General features: G+C 61.4%; 16 protein-coding genes. 10 read left to right on the forward strand and 6 right to left on the reverse strand.

Annotated elements, in window-relative coordinates:
- The first annotated feature begins 1 nt into the window (after position 1).
- Genes R4P64_RS04165 through R4P64_RS04175 form a run of 3 tightly spaced genes read left to right on the forward strand, consistent with a single transcriptional unit; the run spans position 2 to position 4,003 of the window.
- Entirely contained in the window at positions 2 to 892 is an 891-nt protein-coding gene (locus R4P64_RS04165; RefSeq protein ID WP_317819419.1) for a MaoC/PaaZ C-terminal domain-containing protein, read from the forward strand.
- A gap of 41 nt (positions 893 to 933) precedes the next feature.
- Complete coding sequence (locus tag R4P64_RS04170) at positions 934 to 1,800, forward strand: SDR family oxidoreductase (RefSeq protein ID WP_007735961.1); 867 nt, start codon at positions 934 to 936, stop codon at positions 1,798 to 1,800.
- Positions 1,801 to 1,804: 4 nt separating this feature from the next.
- Positions 1,805 to 4,003, forward strand: a complete 2,199-nt coding sequence (locus tag R4P64_RS04175) for an acyl-CoA dehydrogenase (RefSeq protein WP_317819421.1) — start codon at positions 1,805 to 1,807, stop codon at positions 4,001 to 4,003.
- A gap of 20 nt (positions 4,004 to 4,023) precedes the next feature.
- Here the strand turns inward: R4P64_RS04175 and R4P64_RS04180 are convergent, their stop codons facing one another.
- From R4P64_RS04180 to R4P64_RS04195, 4 genes are all read right to left on the reverse strand, one after another.
- Complete coding sequence (locus R4P64_RS04180) at positions 4,024 to 5,436, reverse strand: amidase (RefSeq protein ID WP_317819422.1); 1,413 nt, start codon at positions 5,434 to 5,436, stop codon at positions 4,024 to 4,026.
- 90 nt (positions 5,437 to 5,526) lie between these two features.
- Positions 5,527 to 5,700 (reverse strand): hypothetical protein, encoded by a 174-nt coding sequence (locus R4P64_RS04185; protein ID WP_179300798.1) that lies wholly within the window; start codon positions 5,698 to 5,700, stop codon positions 5,527 to 5,529.
- A 144-nt stretch (positions 5,701 to 5,844) separates the two neighbouring features.
- Entirely contained in the window at positions 5,845 to 6,495 is a 651-nt protein-coding gene (locus R4P64_RS04190; RefSeq protein ID WP_317819425.1) for a sterol desaturase family protein, read from the reverse strand.
- Positions 6,492 to 7,214, reverse strand: coding sequence for a FadR/GntR family transcriptional regulator (locus R4P64_RS04195; RefSeq protein ID WP_317819427.1), 723 nt, complete (start codon positions 7,212 to 7,214; stop codon positions 6,492 to 6,494). Before R4P64_RS04195 ends, R4P64_RS04190 begins: the two co-directional genes overlap by 4 nt.
- A 158-nt stretch (positions 7,215 to 7,372) precedes the next feature.
- On the opposite strand from R4P64_RS04195, the gene R4P64_RS04200 reads away from it, so the two are divergent.
- Entirely contained in the window at positions 7,373 to 8,386 is a 1,014-nt protein-coding gene (locus R4P64_RS04200) for an ABC transporter substrate-binding protein (protein ID WP_317819428.1), read from the forward strand.
- Here R4P64_RS04200 and R4P64_RS04205 read toward each other — a convergent pair.
- Positions 8,315 to 9,058 (reverse strand): TMEM165/GDT1 family protein, encoded by a 744-nt coding sequence (locus R4P64_RS04205; RefSeq protein ID WP_317819429.1) that lies wholly within the window; start codon positions 9,056 to 9,058, stop codon positions 8,315 to 8,317. The genes R4P64_RS04200 and R4P64_RS04205 overlap by 72 nt on opposite strands.
- A 292-nt stretch (positions 9,059 to 9,350) precedes the next feature.
- Positions 9,351 to 9,878, reverse strand: a complete 528-nt coding sequence (locus tag R4P64_RS04210; RefSeq protein ID WP_033235199.1) for a hypothetical protein — start codon at positions 9,876 to 9,878, stop codon at positions 9,351 to 9,353.
- Positions 9,879 to 10,045: 167 nt separating this feature from the next.
- On the opposite strand from R4P64_RS04210, the gene R4P64_RS04215 reads away from it, so the two are divergent.
- The 6 genes from R4P64_RS04215 (at position 10,046) to R4P64_RS04240 (ending at position 16,438) form a co-directional block, all read left to right on the forward strand.
- The gene (locus tag R4P64_RS04215) at positions 10,046 to 11,377 is read left to right on the forward strand and encodes a DUF1254 domain-containing protein (RefSeq protein WP_317819432.1); all 1,332 of its coding nucleotides are present in this window, start codon (positions 10,046 to 10,048) and stop codon (positions 11,375 to 11,377) included.
- Positions 11,378 to 11,395: 18 nt separating this feature from the next.
- Positions 11,396 to 11,968, forward strand: coding sequence for an HdeD family acid-resistance protein (locus R4P64_RS04220; protein ID WP_033235197.1), 573 nt, complete (start codon positions 11,396 to 11,398; stop codon positions 11,966 to 11,968).
- The gene (locus R4P64_RS04225; protein WP_141485364.1) at positions 11,958 to 13,148 is read left to right on the forward strand and encodes an AI-2E family transporter; all 1,191 of its coding nucleotides are present in this window, start codon (positions 11,958 to 11,960) and stop codon (positions 13,146 to 13,148) included. The genes R4P64_RS04220 and R4P64_RS04225 overlap by 11 nt, the downstream gene beginning before the upstream one ends.
- A gap of 72 nt (positions 13,149 to 13,220) precedes the next feature.
- A complete protein-coding gene (locus R4P64_RS04230) occupies positions 13,221 to 14,084 on the forward strand; it encodes a polyphosphate polymerase domain-containing protein (RefSeq protein ID WP_051730595.1) in 864 nt (287 codons plus the stop codon).
- Complete coding sequence (locus R4P64_RS04235; RefSeq protein WP_033235194.1) at positions 14,085 to 14,762, forward strand: DUF4956 domain-containing protein; 678 nt, start codon at positions 14,085 to 14,087, stop codon at positions 14,760 to 14,762.
- Positions 14,762 to 16,438, forward strand: coding sequence for a CotH kinase family protein (locus tag R4P64_RS04240; RefSeq protein WP_317819435.1), 1,677 nt, complete (start codon positions 14,762 to 14,764; stop codon positions 16,436 to 16,438). Before R4P64_RS04235 ends, R4P64_RS04240 begins: the two co-directional genes overlap by 1 nt.
- The last annotated feature ends 18 nt before the right edge of the window (positions 16,439 to 16,456 follow it).

Consider the following 16,456-nt stretch of genomic DNA (forward strand, 5'->3'; position numbering starts at 1 on the left):
AATGACAACACCGAAGACGACAACACCGAAGACCAACGCGGTCGAATTCGATACGTCCGGGCTGGACGTATGGACCGATCCGGAGCACTTCGAGGTGACAGCCGAGCGCATCGCCGAATATGCCGCTGCCACCAACGATCCCATCGAGCGACACCTGAAGGGCGAGATCGCTCCACCGGTCTTCGCGGTGGTACCCGTCTTCATGTCGATGGCACCCGCTGCGCTGTCGGTGGCGCCGGTCGAACTGCTGATGAAGCTCGTTCACGGTGAGCAGGACTTCCTGTTCCACCGTCCGATCTACCCCGGTGACCATCTGGTCGCTCGCGCCAAGCCCATCGGATTCGAGGGCCGGGACAACGGATCCACCGTCGTCATCTACGTCGAAACCAAAACCGACAAGGGTGAATTGGTCAACGAGCAATGGATGACAGCGTTCTTCCGCAAGGTCGACGCGGGCCCCGGACTGGGCGAGAAGGCTCCTGAACACCGATTCGACGACGCTCTTCGCGCGGGTAGTCCCGCAGCGGTGGTGAACCAGCATATCGACGAGGACCAGACCTTCCGGTACTCACCGGCTTCTGGCGATCCGATGCCGATCCACCTCGACGAGGAGATCGCTCGGATGTCCGGGCTCCCCGGAATCATCAATCACGGGCTGTGCACGATGGCGTTCACGTCGTGGGGAGCCCTGACCGAACTGGCGGGCGGAGAGACCGAGCGGTTGCGCCGTCTCGCAGTGCGATTCGCGAAGCCCGTGCTCCCGACCCAGGACATCGAGACGGTGTTCTACAAGTCGGGTTCGGCAGACGGAGCCACGTCGTACTCGTACGCAACCAGCGCGGTCGGCGACCTCGTCATCAAGGACGGCCTCGCGGTCATCGCCGACAAATGAGTCTTCATGTCCGACAACTGAACTGATGGGAATCTGAACTGATGGGAAGTCTCGACGGTCGCGTAGCGATCATCACCGGAGCAGGACGCGGCATCGGCCGTGAGCATGCGCTGCTCTTCGCTCGTGAGGGTGCGAGCGTCGTGGTCAACGATCTCGGCGGCGCAAACGACGGATCGGGCGCAGATGCCGGCCCGGCGCAGCAGGTAGTCGACGAGATCGTTGCCGCAGGCGGAAAGGCGGTCGCCAACACCGACAACATCGCCACCTGGGACGGCGCCGAGGGCCTCGTCAAGCAGGCCGTCAGCGAGTTCGGCCGACTCGACGTATTGGTCAACAACGCCGGCATTCTTCGTGACGCCTTCATCGCCGGTATGGACGAGAGCCAGTGGGACGCAGTCATTGCCGTGCACCTCAAGGGGCACGCGGCGACGCTGCACCACGCTGCCGCCTACTGGAAGGACCAGAGCAAGGCAGGGGAGACCGTCAACGCTTCGGTCATCAACACTGCTTCGGCTTCGGGCACCTTCATGCCCAACGCGGGCCAGGGCAACTACGGCGCGGCCAAGGCGGGCATCGCAGCTCTGACCTTGGTGGCCGCAGACGAGCTCGATCGATACGGTGTGCGCGTCAACGCAATTGCGCCGATCGCGCGTACTCGACTGACGCTGGCTACACCCGGTATGGGCGCGTTGTTCGCCGCCGAGGTCCCCGAGGGTGAGTTCGACGCGTTTGCGCCGTCCAACATCTCCCCGCTGGTGGCCTATCTAGCGGCAGCGGATTGCAAGCTGACCGGCAAGGTGTATGCCGTTCAGGGTGGGGCCATCACGGAACTCGCCGGCTGGCACGGTGTGAACACCATCGAGAGCGAGGGTCCCTGGACCACCGCCGACCTCGCAGAACGTCTGTAAGCGCATGGCACGCAACGCATACGAACTCGGCCTCGGGCTGAGTGAGGAGCACACCGCACTCGCAGATTCGGTGCGGTCATTCGCCGAGCGCACCATCACTACCGAGCAGGTGCGCGCGGCGGTGGAGTCGAGGACCGAGGACAAGTTCCCCGAGTTCTGGACGGCCCTGGTCGGGCAAGACCTTCTCGGGCTCGCGGTTCCGGAAGAACAGGGTGGTCACGGCGCCGGTCTGCTGACCTTGGCGGTGGCACTGGAAGCATTGGGCCGCACTGTCTCTCCCGGCCCGTTTGTTCCGACGGTATTGGCAAGCGCCGTTCTCGGCGGCGCCGATTCCAAGGCGGGACCCGAGTTCCTGCCCGGTCTGATCGACGGAAGTCGTACGGCAGCAGTCGCCTTGGGTGCTCCGTTGGCGGCCGAGTCGTCGGACGGCGGATACAAGATCACGGGCGCACTCGACGGTGTGCTCGGCGGTGAACATGCCGACGTGCTGCTGGTCCCGATCCAGTTGCCCGAGGGCGTTCGCTACGCGGTGCTCGAGAGCAGCGCAGTCGCGATCACCGTGCAGGACAGCATCGACGTGCTGCGCGGCAGTGCGCGGATCGAAGCTGACAATGTTCAGATCAGCGCCGAACGGGTACTCGACGGTCTCACCGAGGCGCGGGTACGGTCCATTGCCGCAGTCGTTCTCGGCGCCGAAGACGTCGGCGTCATGTCCTGGTGTGTTTCCACTGCGTCGGAGTACGCCAAGACCCGTGTGCAGTTCGGGCGACCCATCGGCCAGTTCCAGGGCGTCAAGCACAAGTGTGCGCAGATGGGCATTGCACTCGAGCAGGCACGCGCCGTTGTGTGGGATGCGGCAAGCGCATTGGACAGGGGCGACGACACGGCAGATTTTGCCGCCGATATCGCCGCAGTCATCGTGCCGGACGCCGCAGTGCAGGTAGCGCAGGATTGTGTGCAGGTCCATGGCGGCATCGGATTCACGTGGGAGCACGACGCCCACCTGTACTACCGGCGCGCGCTCTCGATCCGCGGCATTCTCGGCACCCGCGAGGATCGTGCCAACCGTGTTGCGCAGCAGGCACTTGACGGTGTCAGCCGGGCTTCGGTTCTCGAACTGCCGCCAGAGGCAGAGGAGATCCGCGGCGGCATCGCGGCCGAGCTTGCCAAGTTGGTCGAGCTCGACGAGGACGACCAGCTGATCGCGCTCGGCGACGGCGGCTGGGTTCAGCCTCACCTGCCGAAGCCGTACGGGCGCAGCGCCGCTCCGCTCGAGCAGATCGTCATCTCCCAGGAGATCAAGGCTGCGGGTATCTCGATGCCGCAGCTCCTGATGGGCACCTGGGCCGTGCAGGCCGTCGTAGCGCATGGTTCGGACAAGCAGAAGCAAGAACTGGCAGTACCGACCCTGCAGGGTGAGCTGGTGTGGTGCCAGCTCTTCAGTGAGCCCGGTGCTGGTTCCGACCTCGCGTCATTGTCGACGAAGGCCGAAAAGGTCGACGGCGGTTGGAAGATCACCGGTCAGAAGATCTGGACCACGGTTGCGCAGTTCTCCGACTGGGCAATGTTGATCGCGCGTACGGACGCCGCCAAGCCGAAGCATCAGGGCATCACGTACTTCGTCCTGGACATGTCGACACCGGGCATCACCGTCCGCCCGCTGCGTGAGATGACGGGCTCGGCGCTGTTCAACGAGGTGTTCCTCGACGATGTGTTCATCCCCGACGAGAACGTGGTCGGCGAGGTCAACGACGGCTGGAACGTCGCACGTACGACGCTGGCCGGCGAGCGCGTCGCCCTGAGCCAGAAGATGGAGGCGTACGCCTCGGACTCCGATCTACTGAAGTTCGCGAAGTCAGCAGACCTGAGCCCGATCGGGCGCTACCGCGTCGGCGAGCTGGTGGCCGAGAGCCAGGCTATCGACCTCATCGGCTCCCGCGTTGTGCTCAAGCAACTTTCGGGAATCGACGTGAGTACGACGTCGAGCGTCGGCAAGCTGCTGGCGATGAAGATCAGCCAGTCGATCGCCGAGTTCGTCGTCGCTGAACTGGGTGCTGCCGGAGCGGTCAGCATCCCAGGTCAGCCAAGCGACAAGGCGATGGAGCAACTCATTTCGGGCCGTGCCACCACCATCTACGGCGGCACAACCGAGGTGCAGCTCAACGTGATCGGTGAGCGCATGCTCGGATTGCCGCGAGACTGAGGGTATTTATCGGGTGGGGCTCAGTCCTGGATTCTTCTCCAGGGCTGAGCCTCTTCCAGTTCGAAGGCCAATTCGAGGAGTGTGCGCTCGTCGCCGAGATCGGCGGAGAAATGCGAAGCCAACGGCAAACCGTTGCTGGTCTGGTGCATCGGTAGCGAAATCGCGGGGCCGCCGGAGATGTTGTTGAGCGGTGTGAACGACGTGTACGCGATCAACTTGTCGAAGAGTTCCTCGAAAGGCTGAGCAGGAGAAAGGTATCCGAGCTCGGGGGTGGTGTGCCCCAGAGCCGGCGAGAGCACGACGTCGTACTTCAAGAACATGGCGCTGTATTGCTGCTGGAGCCGTCGCAGGCGGTAGAGCACGCGCGGCGTCTTCACCAGGTTCTTCCGGTACAGCGTGTACAGGCCCTTGGTGAGATTGTCGGTGCCGGACTTGTCGAAGTCAGGCCCGAGCATCTGTTTGCCACCGGTGGAGATGGCAAACGACAAAAAGCCCCAGTAGATGCTGAAGTCGTCGATGAATTCCGGTCCGACGGGCAATGCCGCGTCCTCGACGTGATGGCCAAGGCTTGCAAGGAGTTCAGCCGTAGCTTCGACGGACTTGCGTGTCTCGTCGTCGGTCTTGGTGACCGTCACGGAATCGGTGATCACGCCGACGCGCAGGCGGGTTGAGCTGGGTCCTTCGATCAGGCGAACCGGTGCGAGTCGTGGATTGCGGTAGTAACTTTCGGCCGCTGACATCCATCGTGCGGTGTCGCGAACCGTGCGGGTGACGGCGCCCTGAGAGATCAGCCGGATCGGCATCGACTTGTCGGCCGGATCGGCGATGGTACGGCCGCGAGTGGGTTTGAGTCCGACCAGTCCGCAGGCAGCGGCAGGAATGCGAATCGATCCACCACCGTCGTTGGCGTGCGCGATCGGGAGGACTCCGGCAGCAACCAGTGCAGCAGCGCCACCCGAGGAAGCGCCCGACGAGTAGGCCGGGTTCCACGGGTTGTGCACGGGTTCTTCCGTCATGTACTCGGTGGACGCACTGAATCCGAACTCGGGCAGGCGGGTCTTGCCGATCGAAATGGCCCCGGTGGAGAGGAACTGCTTCGCGAAATCGCTGTCGGCCTTGGCGGGGACTGCTGTGAAGGCGGTGCTGCCCTGCTGGGTGGGAAGGCCGGCGCTGTCGGTGTTGTCCTTGATCGCGGTGGGGACGCCGGCGAAGATGCCCGTGGTCGACCGGTTGCTCCTGGCGAGGGCGCGATCGAAGTCTGTGCAGGCCAGACCGTTCAATTGCCCCTGCACTGCCTCGGCGCGCGCGATCGACGCCTCCATGACTTCCCGTGCGGTCACCTCGCCTGATTTGATCCGGGCGGCGACGCCGGTGGCGTCGAGATCGCCCAGGGCGTCATCGGTGAATGCGTGGACGGGGGTGTTGGGGCTCATGGGGATCCTTGTCAGGCGGAGGCACTCAGGTCGTCCGTCCAGCATATTGGACGGACGACCCCTGAGTGGCGCTATCTGTGGATTGCGGTATCAGCTACCGAAGATCGTCACTGCCTGCTCTGCTGCCTGCGGTGCCTGCTGGAACAGGCCCTGAGGGATGAACTGCTGAGGGATGAACTGCTGAGGGATGAACTGCTGGGGACCCAACTGCTGGAAGTTCGTGACCATCGGGTGGATGACGTTGTTGAATACATCATTGAACATGTGTTGTGTCCTTCGGTTACAGCGTTTTTCGAACTTCTGACTCCATCGACACTAAGCATGGTTCGAGTGGGTTTCAACGAAAATCACTGATACACAGTCAAGTTCAAGTTCACTGCCAGCTAGGGGCCAGGAATCGGCGCTTCTTCACAGCTTCGACGCGGTGCCATGCAGGTTCTTGGCTGTCGGGGATGTCTCGACGGATTTGGGATCGGGGTACGTGCCCAGTACGCGATCGGCCGTTCCCGCGGTGGTGACGGTGAACCAGTAGTGCTCGTTCTTGAAGTGATGGTTGCGATGGTTGCGCCAAACCGACCGGTAGAGAGCAGTTTTCGGCTTGTAGTCACTGTGGATGAGGAAATGAATCCACTCGTAGCCGAGGCCGAGTACGGAAATACAGGTCAGGAAGGTCAGACCGAGTTCGACGCGGGGAAACGCCAGGAGTGCGACGGCAGTCAGGACGGGAATCACGATCAGGAGCGTCTGCCACGGAATGAAGATGAGTGAGACGGTTCGCGGGGCGAAATGGTGCTCCCGATGGCTGCGCGCCAGGCGTGAATCGAGGGTGACGCCGGCAATGGTCCGCGGCTTCCAATGGAGAACGAAGACGTGAATAATCCACTCCACGAAGGGAAATGCGGCAAGCATAACGAGCGGAACAAGGGCGTCGGTGATCTGCCAGTTGCCCAGCGTGAAGCGCGCCGCCGCGGCGACCACCAACATGGTGCCGATCATCCACGGCGTCGGTGACTTGCGGAACGTCCGTGCTGCGTCGGCCAGAGTGAGAGGCTTGCTCATGGTTTCAGTCCTTCCAGGAAGGTGAGAGCGTCGCCGATTGCCGTCGTACCGGTGTGAAGGAGCTGTGCGGCTGACGCCTCGGCAGTTGACTCGTCGTGTGAAGTGATGGCGGAGGCCAGTTTTCGATACAGGTCGGTCTGGCCGACTTCGGCGACCATGACGGAGGCAAGTGCAGTCATCGCCGGTTCGTATGCAGCGCGCAGGCTGTTGAAGATCAAACGGAAGGCAATGGAATCTGCGCTGTCGACGACGACGTCCCAGAACACCAGAGCGCGGTCTTGCAGCTCTACCGGATCTTCGGTGGCGCCTAGTTGATCCACAGCCGTGTCGAGTTCTCGGGCAGATTCCGCGGAGATGCGACGGGCGGCCAGCACCGCGATCTGCGGTCCCATCAACTCGCGAGTTTCCAGGACGCTGCGCACCACGGCCAGGTCGGGGACGCCGTCTCGAACCAGCAACTGGGGGAGAAGTTCGGGTCCGGCCTGGCGCCGGAAATCTCGCACGGACGTGGACTCGCCCTGGCGGACCTCGACGAGCCCGGCCTGGGCTAGCTTCTGAATTGCCTCTCGGACCGCGGGCCTCGAGACCCCGAATGCCTCGGCGAGCTTGCGCTCGCTGGGGAGATTTTCGCCCGCCGCAAGCTCGCCGGCCAGCACTTTCACCGAAATCTGATCGAACACTGCGCCGGAAGCCGAGGTACGTGCAACGGGTTGGAACATGTACTGACGATAGGCCACCTTCTGGCAAGAGGTCAAGTGGTCAGACCAGTTGTCTGTGGCGTGAAAGAGACAACCCTTGACCGATACTCTTCACCGTAACCCCGCAGGTGAGGATATTTTTTAGGTCACCCTAATTTCAGTTACTGTCAGGACACTTAATGACATCACTTCTGCTGCCGACACTCGATACCGATGACGAATTCGCTCGCATCACCGCCGCACTCACCCGGCGAGGTTTCCTCGGGGCCGGTGCCTTAGCCGGGATCGGATTGCTTACCGCCTGCGGAACCAGTTCGGGCGAAACGGCCGAGGGCGAGACGCGCACGATCACCACCGTCAACGGCCAGGTGGAGGTACCCGTTAATCCGCAGCGGGTGGTCAGCGCCGATTACTACACGGGCCCCGCGATGTTCGACGCCGGATTCACGCCTGTCGGATTACCGGTCGACTACGAGAACGCCGACGGCGTCCCGGAACCGTATGCGTCTGCCCTGCGGTCCCTCCCCAAGGTAGGGCGCTGGTACGAGCCCAACGCCGAGGCGATAGCGGCTTTGTCTCCCGATTTGATCGTGATGACCAACCTCCTTTCGGAGAACAACCCGGATCTTTTCGAGCAGATCCGGTCCATCGCACCCACCGCGGTTTTTGCCGAAGACGGCCAGTATGCGTGGAAGGAGCGTGCCCTCGGGGTCGCGGACGCACTCAACCAGAGTGCGAAAGTTCAGGAGTTGGCAGACCGGTACGAGGCGCGGATTGCCAAGTTCCGCAGCGACAACGCGGACGTGCTGAGCAAGGTGAAGGTCGTCTACACCACGTACTTCGAGGAGAGCGGCTTCTCGCTGTACTCGCCGACCAAGTATCAGACGACGGTCATCAGCGAGGCCGGGTTCCAGTTCAACGACCGCTCACTCGCAATTCCCGCCGGCAGCAACGAGTGGTTCCCGAAGGAGCAGTTGGAGTTACTCGACGAGGCCGACGTCATCATCACCAACAGTGGTAAGGGTCCGATCAACGAGAAGTTGGCGAACGACACCATCTTCCAGCGTCTGCGCGCCGTCAAGAACGATCAGGTGTACTCGTTCGACTACGAGGGCGTCGCCTCATTCGGTTGGGCGCTTACCTTCCTCGAGCAGTTCCAGCCGATCGCGCAGGAGATCAGAGCCAAGCTCTGAAGGAGGCTTCGGATGGGTGCGCTTCCAGGCCATCCGGGCCAGCGCACCCACCACGGACATTGCCAGGACAACTCCGCCGCCGATGATGCCGGCGGACGAGTCCGGGAAGATACCTTCGAGCAGCAGCCAGACACCGAAGACGAAGAACAGCACCGCGGCACCGATCTTGATGAATCCCTCCGGGAGGTGCTTGCCCAGCACCGAGCCGACGATGATGGCGAGAGCGTCGGCCGCCACCATGCCGATGGTCGATCCGATCCAGATGCCGATCCAGTCGTTGTCGGTCGCAAGGGTGATGGTGGCGAGCATGGTCTTGTCGCCGAGTTCTGCGAGGAAGAAGGCCGACGCGACGGCGATGAAGGCTGAGCGGGTGACGCGTCCGGCCTTGTTCTGCTCGTCCTCGGTGAGATCGTCACCGCGCAGGGTCCAGAGGCCGAAGACCAGGAAGGCGATACCGCCGACGATGGAAATTGCCGCCGTGGGCAGTGCGACGCCCAGGTAGTGGCCGACAGCCACTGACACCAGGTGAACAAGGGTGGTGGCGACGGTGATTCCGCCGAGAACAACCCACCAGCGATAGCGCAGGGCAAATGTCATTGCCATCAGCTGGGATTTGTCGCCGAGTTCAGCGACGAAGATAACGCCGAAGCTCAAAAGTATTGCGGCTAGCAAGATTAACTCCTCCGGTCCGTATCGGTCGGAGGAAATATGGGGCCTCCGGCCTGGACAGACGCAACGGGTGCGTTTGTCCGGCCGAAGGTCTCGCCCACCGAGGTCAGAAACCTTCGGTTCGCCAGGCCGGGCGCTTCGCGATCCGCACCAGGCGGAACGCGTTGAACCAGTATGTCGACACAGGCGATTGGGGGCTACTCCCCTTCGTTGTTACCGAGGTTAGCCTGCGTTTCGCGAATTGGCAAAGCGCACAGCAAGTTTGGGAGCCCGAACTTATCGCTTACCGTTACCGTCAGCAGGCGAGGAGCATTGCCAAAACTGCGGTGTCGGGATCGCTGATCGGATCGATGCCTACCCGGCTGATCATCGAGACGACCGTCCCGTCGGCCTCGGCTTCCACCCAGGCCGCGCGATGGTCCAAGCCGAGGTACGGCAGTCCGGGAAGCAGGACACACCCAGAGGCGCTGCCCTCACATTCCGGCAGGCTGGGAGTCGTTTCGGAGGGTGGGTGCAGCATGATCAGCGCCGGCGGTTGATGCTCGGAAAAACGTCCAGGTGGCAGAGCAAAATCTCCGAGAACCGGACCTTCGGCCATCACCAATCCCACAGTGCCCGGTTGTGGATCATCCGGGACGTCCTCGCGCACGCCGAAAACCGTCGAGGTGGGCAACAGACCGGGGAGTGACGCGACCCGCACAGCCAATGCGAGCAGTTGCGCCCATTCTTTGGTGGTGTCGGGCCAACGCCCCGAAATGACAAAACCCTGCAACGCTCCGGCCGACTGGAACGGTGAGATGCCTATCGCTTCATTTCTATTCATCTCTGTTCCTCCCCGAGGTGATGACAGGTAAATCCGGCACACGTCGTTGGGTAGCTAAAATATGCGCCTAAACACTGCTGGCACACAAGAGTAGGAGAGTGCCAGCGGTGATGAGCGCAGGTGCCGGCGGTGGTTTGCGCAGGTGAGAGCGGTGGTATCCATCACGCATGACTGCCTCGAAGCGCTCGTCGTTGGATGATTTGGCAACGCAGGCCTGGATATTCGGATATCCACTGTTGATCGCGGCGGTCTCACGGGACGTGATGACGGCAACGGCGACACCACAAGGCATGAAAGCGCCGCTCAACCAGTTTGCGTACGCGCGGGAAACCCCGGATGCGTCGTTCACGGATGTGGTCTCGCCCAACGCGGACACTCTCTACTCGTCGGCGTGGTTGGACCTGCGGACCGAACCGCAGGTCTTGACGTTGCCGGACTTCGGGACGAGGTACTGGCTGGTCCCGATTCTCGACGCGTGGAGCGATGTCTTCACCGTGCCCGGTTCCCGCACGGTAGGTCGTACCGGCGGACCGTACGTCGTGGCGGGTCCGACATGGAAAGGCGAAGTGCCGCGGGGTACGACGCTTCTCCGCTCGCCGACGGCGATGAATTGGATAGTGGCGCGCTACGCCACATCGGGCGGCACCGACCTCGCCGCAGTACACACGTTGCAGGACGGAACCCGGCTGACACCACTGTCGCAGTGGACGGACAACAAGGCGGGACACACGGCGCCCGAAGGCTCGCTCGACCCGACAGTCGATACGTTCACACCCCCGGTCGACCAGGTTGCCGCGATGGACGGACAGGCGTTCTTCACCGCACTCGACGCGCTACTCGACGACAATCCACCGCGTCCCGAGGATTCCGAGATCATGAAGCAGCTCGGCGACATAGGAATCGGGTCGGGACTCGCGTGGGCGTCGCGGCCACCCGAAGTGCGCGACGCATTGGACCGCGCCGCACGCAGCGGCATGGACCTGCTGCACACTATCGCGGCCGACGCCGAAAGTTCCCCGAAGAACGGCTGGACCATGCACCGCGGGTTGGGGCACTACGGAACGCACTATGCGCAGCGGGCTTTGATCGTATGGCTGGGATTCGGCGCCAACCTCGACGCGGACGCCGTGTACCCGCATGCCACCACTGACATCGACGGCAATGCCCTGACCGGGGAGAAGAACTACGTCCTGCACTTCGACGAGGACGAGCTTCCGCCGGTCGAAGGGTTCTGGTCGCTGACAATGATGAACGAGCGACAGTTCTTCGTGGACAATCCGATTGATCGATACGCCATCGGTGACCGAAGTGACCTGGGGTTCGAGGACGACGGCTCCCTGAATATCTACATTCAGCACGAGTCTCCAGGCGGCTCGAAGGAAAAGAACTGGTTACCCAGCCCGGCAGACGGATTCAACGTATTCTTGCGACTGTATTGGCCCAAGGCTTCGGTGCTCTCGGGATCGTGGACGGCACCGGGTATTCGTCCGACGAACTGAAATGCTCGGAGGCTACTGATGGTCGCAACGAACCCGTTTGTGTTGTACGGCAAAGAGATCTGGTGGATGATCCTGGTCCGCGGAATCTTCGGCGTGATTTTCGGAATCATCGCCCTCGTGTGGCCGGGAATAACCGTGGTGGCCTTGGTCTTCGTTTTCGGTATCTACTCCATCGTGGACGGTGTGGTCACCCTGGTGCGGGCAATCCGCGACCGAGCGCATCTCAGTTCATGGGGATGGTTCGTCTTCACCGGCGTGGTTTCGGTGGCAGCCGGTGTTGTCGCATTGGTATGGCCCGGAATCACTGCGGTGGTACTGCTGTACATCATCGCGTTCTACGCCATCCTGTTCGGAATCCTCGGCGTGGTCGGATCTTTCAAGCTCAAGGGCTTGTCGGGCTCCGGGTGGGGATGGCTACTCGCCGCGTCGGTGCTGGCCGTGATCTTCGGAATAATCCTGCTCATCTTCCCTGGTGAAGGCATCATCGGGTTGACCTGGTTGCTTGGTTGGTACGCAATATTCTTCGGCATTCTGATGATCGTCGGTGCGTTCCAGATCAGGAGTCGGGCAAAGGAAGCTGGTGTTCTCTAAGCGGGCTCCCGCTCCTGTTCCCGTCCCCGCCCCGGCACCGACTGTCACAGGCAGCGAACATTGGTCGATTCCGCGCGGGCTGATCGTGCTGCTCGGCGCTGCCGCAACAGTGGTCGCGGTTGCCGGGATGAAGGGCTTCAGTGGAATTCTCGGTCCTGTATTTCTGGCCTTGATGCTGACTGTTGCCGTTCAGCCGATTCAGGATTGGGCGCAGAAGCACGGCTGGCCGAAGTGGCTCGGCATGCTCGGCGCCCTGGTCACGGTGTATTTGATCCTGATCGGCTTGGCCGCGTCGTTGGTTGTCTCGACTGCTCAATTGGCCACGATCCTGCCGGAGTACTCAGACAAGATGGGTGCGCTCCTGGACGAGGCTCGAAGTAGTCTGGCTAGCTTCGGAGTTGATACCGAGCAGATCCAAAACACGGTCAGCAGTATCGATCTCACCAAGGTTTTGGGAGTGGTCGAGACAGCTCTCGAGGGCCTCCTCGGAGTGTTCTCGGACCTCGTGTTCATTTTGGCGCTACTGCTGTTCATGGCCTTCGACGGCATGAGTATCCGGTCGAGACTGCATATCCTGGCCGAAGAGCGCCCTGAAATCTCTTACGCTCTTTCCACTTTTGCCAAGGGAACCCGCAAGTACCTGGTGGTGTCCACCGTCTTCGGTCTGATCGTCGCGGTGCTGGACGGCGGCGCGCTGTGGTTGATGGGGATCCCCTTGCCGATTCTGTGGGCGTTGTTGTCGTTCATCACCAACTACATCCCGAACATCGGATTTGTGATCGGTGTGATCCCGCCGGCACTGCTCGGACTCCTCGAGGGCGGACCATGGTTGATGGTGTGGGTGATCGTCGTGTACTCCGTGATCAACTTCGTCATCCAGTCCATTATCCAACCCAAGTTTGTCGGTGACGCCGTTGGTCTGTCGGTGACGATGACCTTCCTCTCGCTCATCTTCTGGTCGTGGGTGTTGGGCGCGCTCGGTGCGCTGCTGGCTATTCCGCTCTCACTTCTGGTGAAAGCCGTCCTGCTCGACATCGATCCGTCTACCCGGTGGGCCGACATCTTGATCAGTGGTCCGAAAGAGGTTGCAAAGCCACCAGATGCTGTCGAGGAACCGGAAATGGACGAGGAGCCGCCTGAAGAGCAGTCACGGGTGAACACCGAGCCAACTTCAGGTTGACGCAACCTTTCTTCGAGATTGACAGCAACTTGGCAGCTTTACTCCAGGATTACCAAAGCCTGGTGGAGTGGACTGTTTCCCAGTCGACGAAGAAAGGCCACGTCATTGGGAACGCCCGAACGATCTCTGCGCACGGCTAGTTCGCTCCATGCGTTCAACCGGTATGAGATCAAGTATCTAGCCCACGAACGAGACGTTCCCGCATTGCGCGAGGAACTGAATGCACACATGGACTCCGATGTGAATTCGCCGATCGGTGGATACCCGGTGACCAGCCTGTACTACGACACACAGAGCCTTCGCTTCTACTGGGAAAAGATCGAAGGACTCAAGTTTCGCCGGAAACTCCGAATTCGCCTGTACGGTCGCCCGTCCGACGCAGTTGACGAGACGCCTGTGTACGTCGAGATCAAGCAACGGGTCAATCGTGTGACTCAGAAGCGGCGCGTTCAGGTTTCCTACGATGTTGCGCGGCAATTGTGTGACGGCCGACGCGACATCGACGTGGACAGAACGGCGCAGCCCTTTGTCAACGAAGTGTCCACGCTGATCGGCAATCTCGACCTCCGGCCGTCGGTCACGACCGGATATCTGCGTGAAGCGTTTGTCGGTATCGACGCCGACCTCGGCTTGCGGGTGACCATCGATCACAAAATTCACGGCCGAGATCGCGACTTCCACTTCGCGGCCGAAGCGCAGAATCGCTTCATCATTCCACCGCACCTGTGCATCGTGGAGATCAAAGCCAATGAGCGTGTGCCTTATTGGGTTACGGATATGGCAGCACGGATGGACATGTCCGTCGTGCGAATCTCCAAATACTGCCAGAGCGTCGAAGCCTTCGGGATGGCGCCGCGTTCGCGCCTGCATGCCCGTGAAGAACTGCTCACGCCCTCGATTCCATTCGAGAGCTCCCTCGTCACATCAGGACTGTAAATGAATTTCGATCTACAAGATCTCAGCGGCACCTTTTCGACCTTCGACATCATTGTCTCGCTTGCACTTTCCTTCGTGCTGTCCGCGACCATCGGCTACGTGTACCGATTGACGCACAAGAACGTTTCGTACAGTCAGTCGTACGTGCAGACATTGGTGATGGTGGGCATGGTCATCAGCCTCATCATGCTGGTTGTCGGATCGAACGTCGCACGGGCGTTTGCGCTCGTCGGCGCGCTCTCCGTGGTGCGATTTCGCAACGCGATCAAGGAAACTCGCGACGTGGGCTTCATCTTCCTCGTCATGGCAATCGGAATGACCACGGGTACAAGGTTTTACCTCCTGGCAATTGCCGCAACCATCGCCATCTGCCTGGTCTTGGTCCTGATGAGCAAATTCAACATGTTCAAGCTCGACGTGCAACGTCAGGTCGTGAAGGTCCAGGTTCCCCCGGAGCCCGGATACACCGCACTGGTCGAAGACATTCTGATCGATTACACCAAGGAATTCGAACTGGTGTCCACCGAATCGGTACGTTCGGGTGCTCTCACCGAGCTGTATTACACCGCCCAACTGAAGCCGGGTAAGAAACCGGCAGAACTGATCTCGGCACTCAGTGGCGTCAACTCCGGCCAGCGAGTCACAGTCCTGACCGGTTACGACCAGACTGATATCTGATGGGCGAGAATGCAGCGCCGGTTGCACCCCGTAGGCGGCTGATCCACAGGGTGCCAACGCCTCTGCGTCAGCATTGGAAGTTGGCTGCTGCGTTCGTCGCGTTTGTGGCTGTGCTTGCCGGCGTATTCGGTCAGACTCGGGTGCGTCCGTACATAACCGGCGACGCCACGGTCATCGCGTCGCAGGTTACCGAGAACATCACGGGCTCAGTTGATTTCTTCGACGCATCGGTTGAACACACCTTCAGTGTGGAGTTCAGCGAATCCGACTACGACAAGATGATCGATGCTTACGCAACCGACGGTGAGAAGGAGTGGATCGAGGCCGACATCACGATCGACGGCACCCTGGTCACCGATGTCGGCTTGCGTCTCAAAGGCAACTCCACGCTTCGTGGCCTGAGTAGTACTGAATCCGGCGGACGCGGGATGCAAATCCCGGACGGTGTAGTGGTTCCTGATGGGGCAGTAGTTCCTGACGGTGCGGTGATACCTGATGGCGCAGCCGCACCCGAGTGGGGTGGCGGGGGCGGCGGCATGGTCAGCCTGTCGGCCGATGATCCGGCGTCTCTGCCTTTCCTGATCAGCTTTGACAAGAATGTGTCCGGGCGGGCCTACCAAGGTATGACGCAGCTGTCGATCCGGCCGGGCAGCCCAGTGCTGAACGAGGCGATGGCGCTGTCGCTCACCGCTGAATCCGGCCAGCCAACACAGCGATACAGCTATGCGGTGTACTCGGTGAACGGCTCCGAAACCCAGACGCGGTTGATACTCGAGCATCCAGACGAGGGCTATGCGAACTCACTGTTCGACAGTGACGGAGTGCTCTACAAGGCCGATGCCAACTCGAGCTTCACCTATCAAGGTGACGACCAGACGACCTACGTCGACCAGTTCAAGCAGATCAATGCTGAAGGGTCGCAGGACCTTCAGCCGATCATCAGCTTCCTGAAGTGGCTGGATTCGGCGACCGACGAGCAGTTCGACTCAGAACTCGCAAACTGGGTCGACGTCGATTCCTTCGCCAGATACGTTGCGACGCAGAATCTTCTGGTGAACGGTGATGACATGGCGGGGCCGGGCAAGAACTACTATCTGTGGTACGACCTCGAGTCGAAGAAAATCTCTGTCGTTGCGTGGGATCTCAACATGGCGCTGAGCGGTAATTCCGAAGCGGGACCGCATGATTCGATCAGCATGGGAGGTGGCGGTATGCGCGGCGGCGCTCAGCAGGGAGCCGCGACGGACGACGCCGCACCGCAGGGCGCAATGACAGAAGGCGCAATGCCCCCCGGTCGTGCAGCGCGCGGTGCAGGACAGATGGGCGCGGGACAGATGGGTGCGGGAGAGACGGCTGCCGGACAGGAAGGCGCCGAGCAGGCGCCCGGCGGGGCCATGGGCGGGGCCATGGGCGGCGGAATGGGAGGCAACCAACTGAAGGAACGGTTCCTCGCGTCGACGGCCTTCACCGAGACCTATGACACGGCGTACCGTGAACTGCACGAGCAGCTCTTCTCGAGTGGCCGCGCGCTGGGAATTCTGGACGATGTCGCGTCGTCGATTCCGCTCAGTGACGGTTTGACGGAGGAGGCTCTTGCCACCCAGGTAGAGACGATGAGGACGCGGTTGCAGGCCAGGACGGATGCGCTGGCGGACGATCCGGTGATCGCCGGCTGAGGTAACTCTCAGTATTTC

Source organism: Rhodococcus sp. IEGM 1366 (assembly GCF_033142425.1).
Taxonomy (GTDB): Bacteria; Actinomycetota; Actinomycetes; order Mycobacteriales; family Mycobacteriaceae; genus Rhodococcus_F; species Rhodococcus_F globerula.

What these genes read in the sequence shown, in the direction of transcription:
- R4P64_RS04165 (WP_317819419.1), top strand. Translation starts at nt 2, where the DNA reads ATGACAACACCGAAGACGACAACACCGAAGACCAACGCGGTCGAATTC.
- R4P64_RS04170 (WP_007735961.1), top strand. Translation starts at nt 934, where the DNA reads ATGGGAAGTCTCGACGGTCGCGTAGCGATCATCACCGGAGCAGGACGC.
- R4P64_RS04175 (WP_317819421.1), top strand. Translation starts at nt 1,805, where the DNA reads ATGGCACGCAACGCATACGAACTCGGCCTCGGGCTGAGTGAGGAGCAC.
- R4P64_RS04180 (WP_317819422.1), bottom strand. Translation starts at nt 5,436, where the DNA reads ATGAGCCCCAACACCCCCGTCCACGCATTCACCGATGACGCCCTGGGC.
- R4P64_RS04185 (WP_179300798.1), bottom strand. Translation starts at nt 5,700, where the DNA reads ATGTTCAATGATGTATTCAACAACGTCATCCACCCGATGGTCACGAAC.
- R4P64_RS04190 (WP_317819425.1), bottom strand. Translation starts at nt 6,495, where the DNA reads ATGAGCAAGCCTCTCACTCTGGCCGACGCAGCACGGACGTTCCGCAAG.
- R4P64_RS04195 (WP_317819427.1), bottom strand. Translation starts at nt 7,214, where the DNA reads ATGTTCCAACCCGTTGCACGTACCTCGGCTTCCGGCGCAGTGTTCGAT.
- R4P64_RS04200 (WP_317819428.1), top strand. Translation starts at nt 7,373, where the DNA reads ATGACATCACTTCTGCTGCCGACACTCGATACCGATGACGAATTCGCT.
- R4P64_RS04210 (WP_033235199.1), bottom strand. Translation starts at nt 9,878, where the DNA reads ATGAATAGAAATGAAGCGATAGGCATCTCACCGTTCCAGTCGGCCGGA.
- R4P64_RS04215 (WP_317819432.1), top strand. Translation starts at nt 10,046, where the DNA reads ATGACTGCCTCGAAGCGCTCGTCGTTGGATGATTTGGCAACGCAGGCC.
- R4P64_RS04220 (WP_033235197.1), top strand. Translation starts at nt 11,396, where the DNA reads ATGGTCGCAACGAACCCGTTTGTGTTGTACGGCAAAGAGATCTGGTGG.
- R4P64_RS04235 (WP_033235194.1), top strand. Translation starts at nt 14,085, where the DNA reads ATGAATTTCGATCTACAAGATCTCAGCGGCACCTTTTCGACCTTCGAC.
- R4P64_RS04240 (WP_317819435.1), top strand. Translation starts at nt 14,762, where the DNA reads ATGGGCGAGAATGCAGCGCCGGTTGCACCCCGTAGGCGGCTGATCCAC.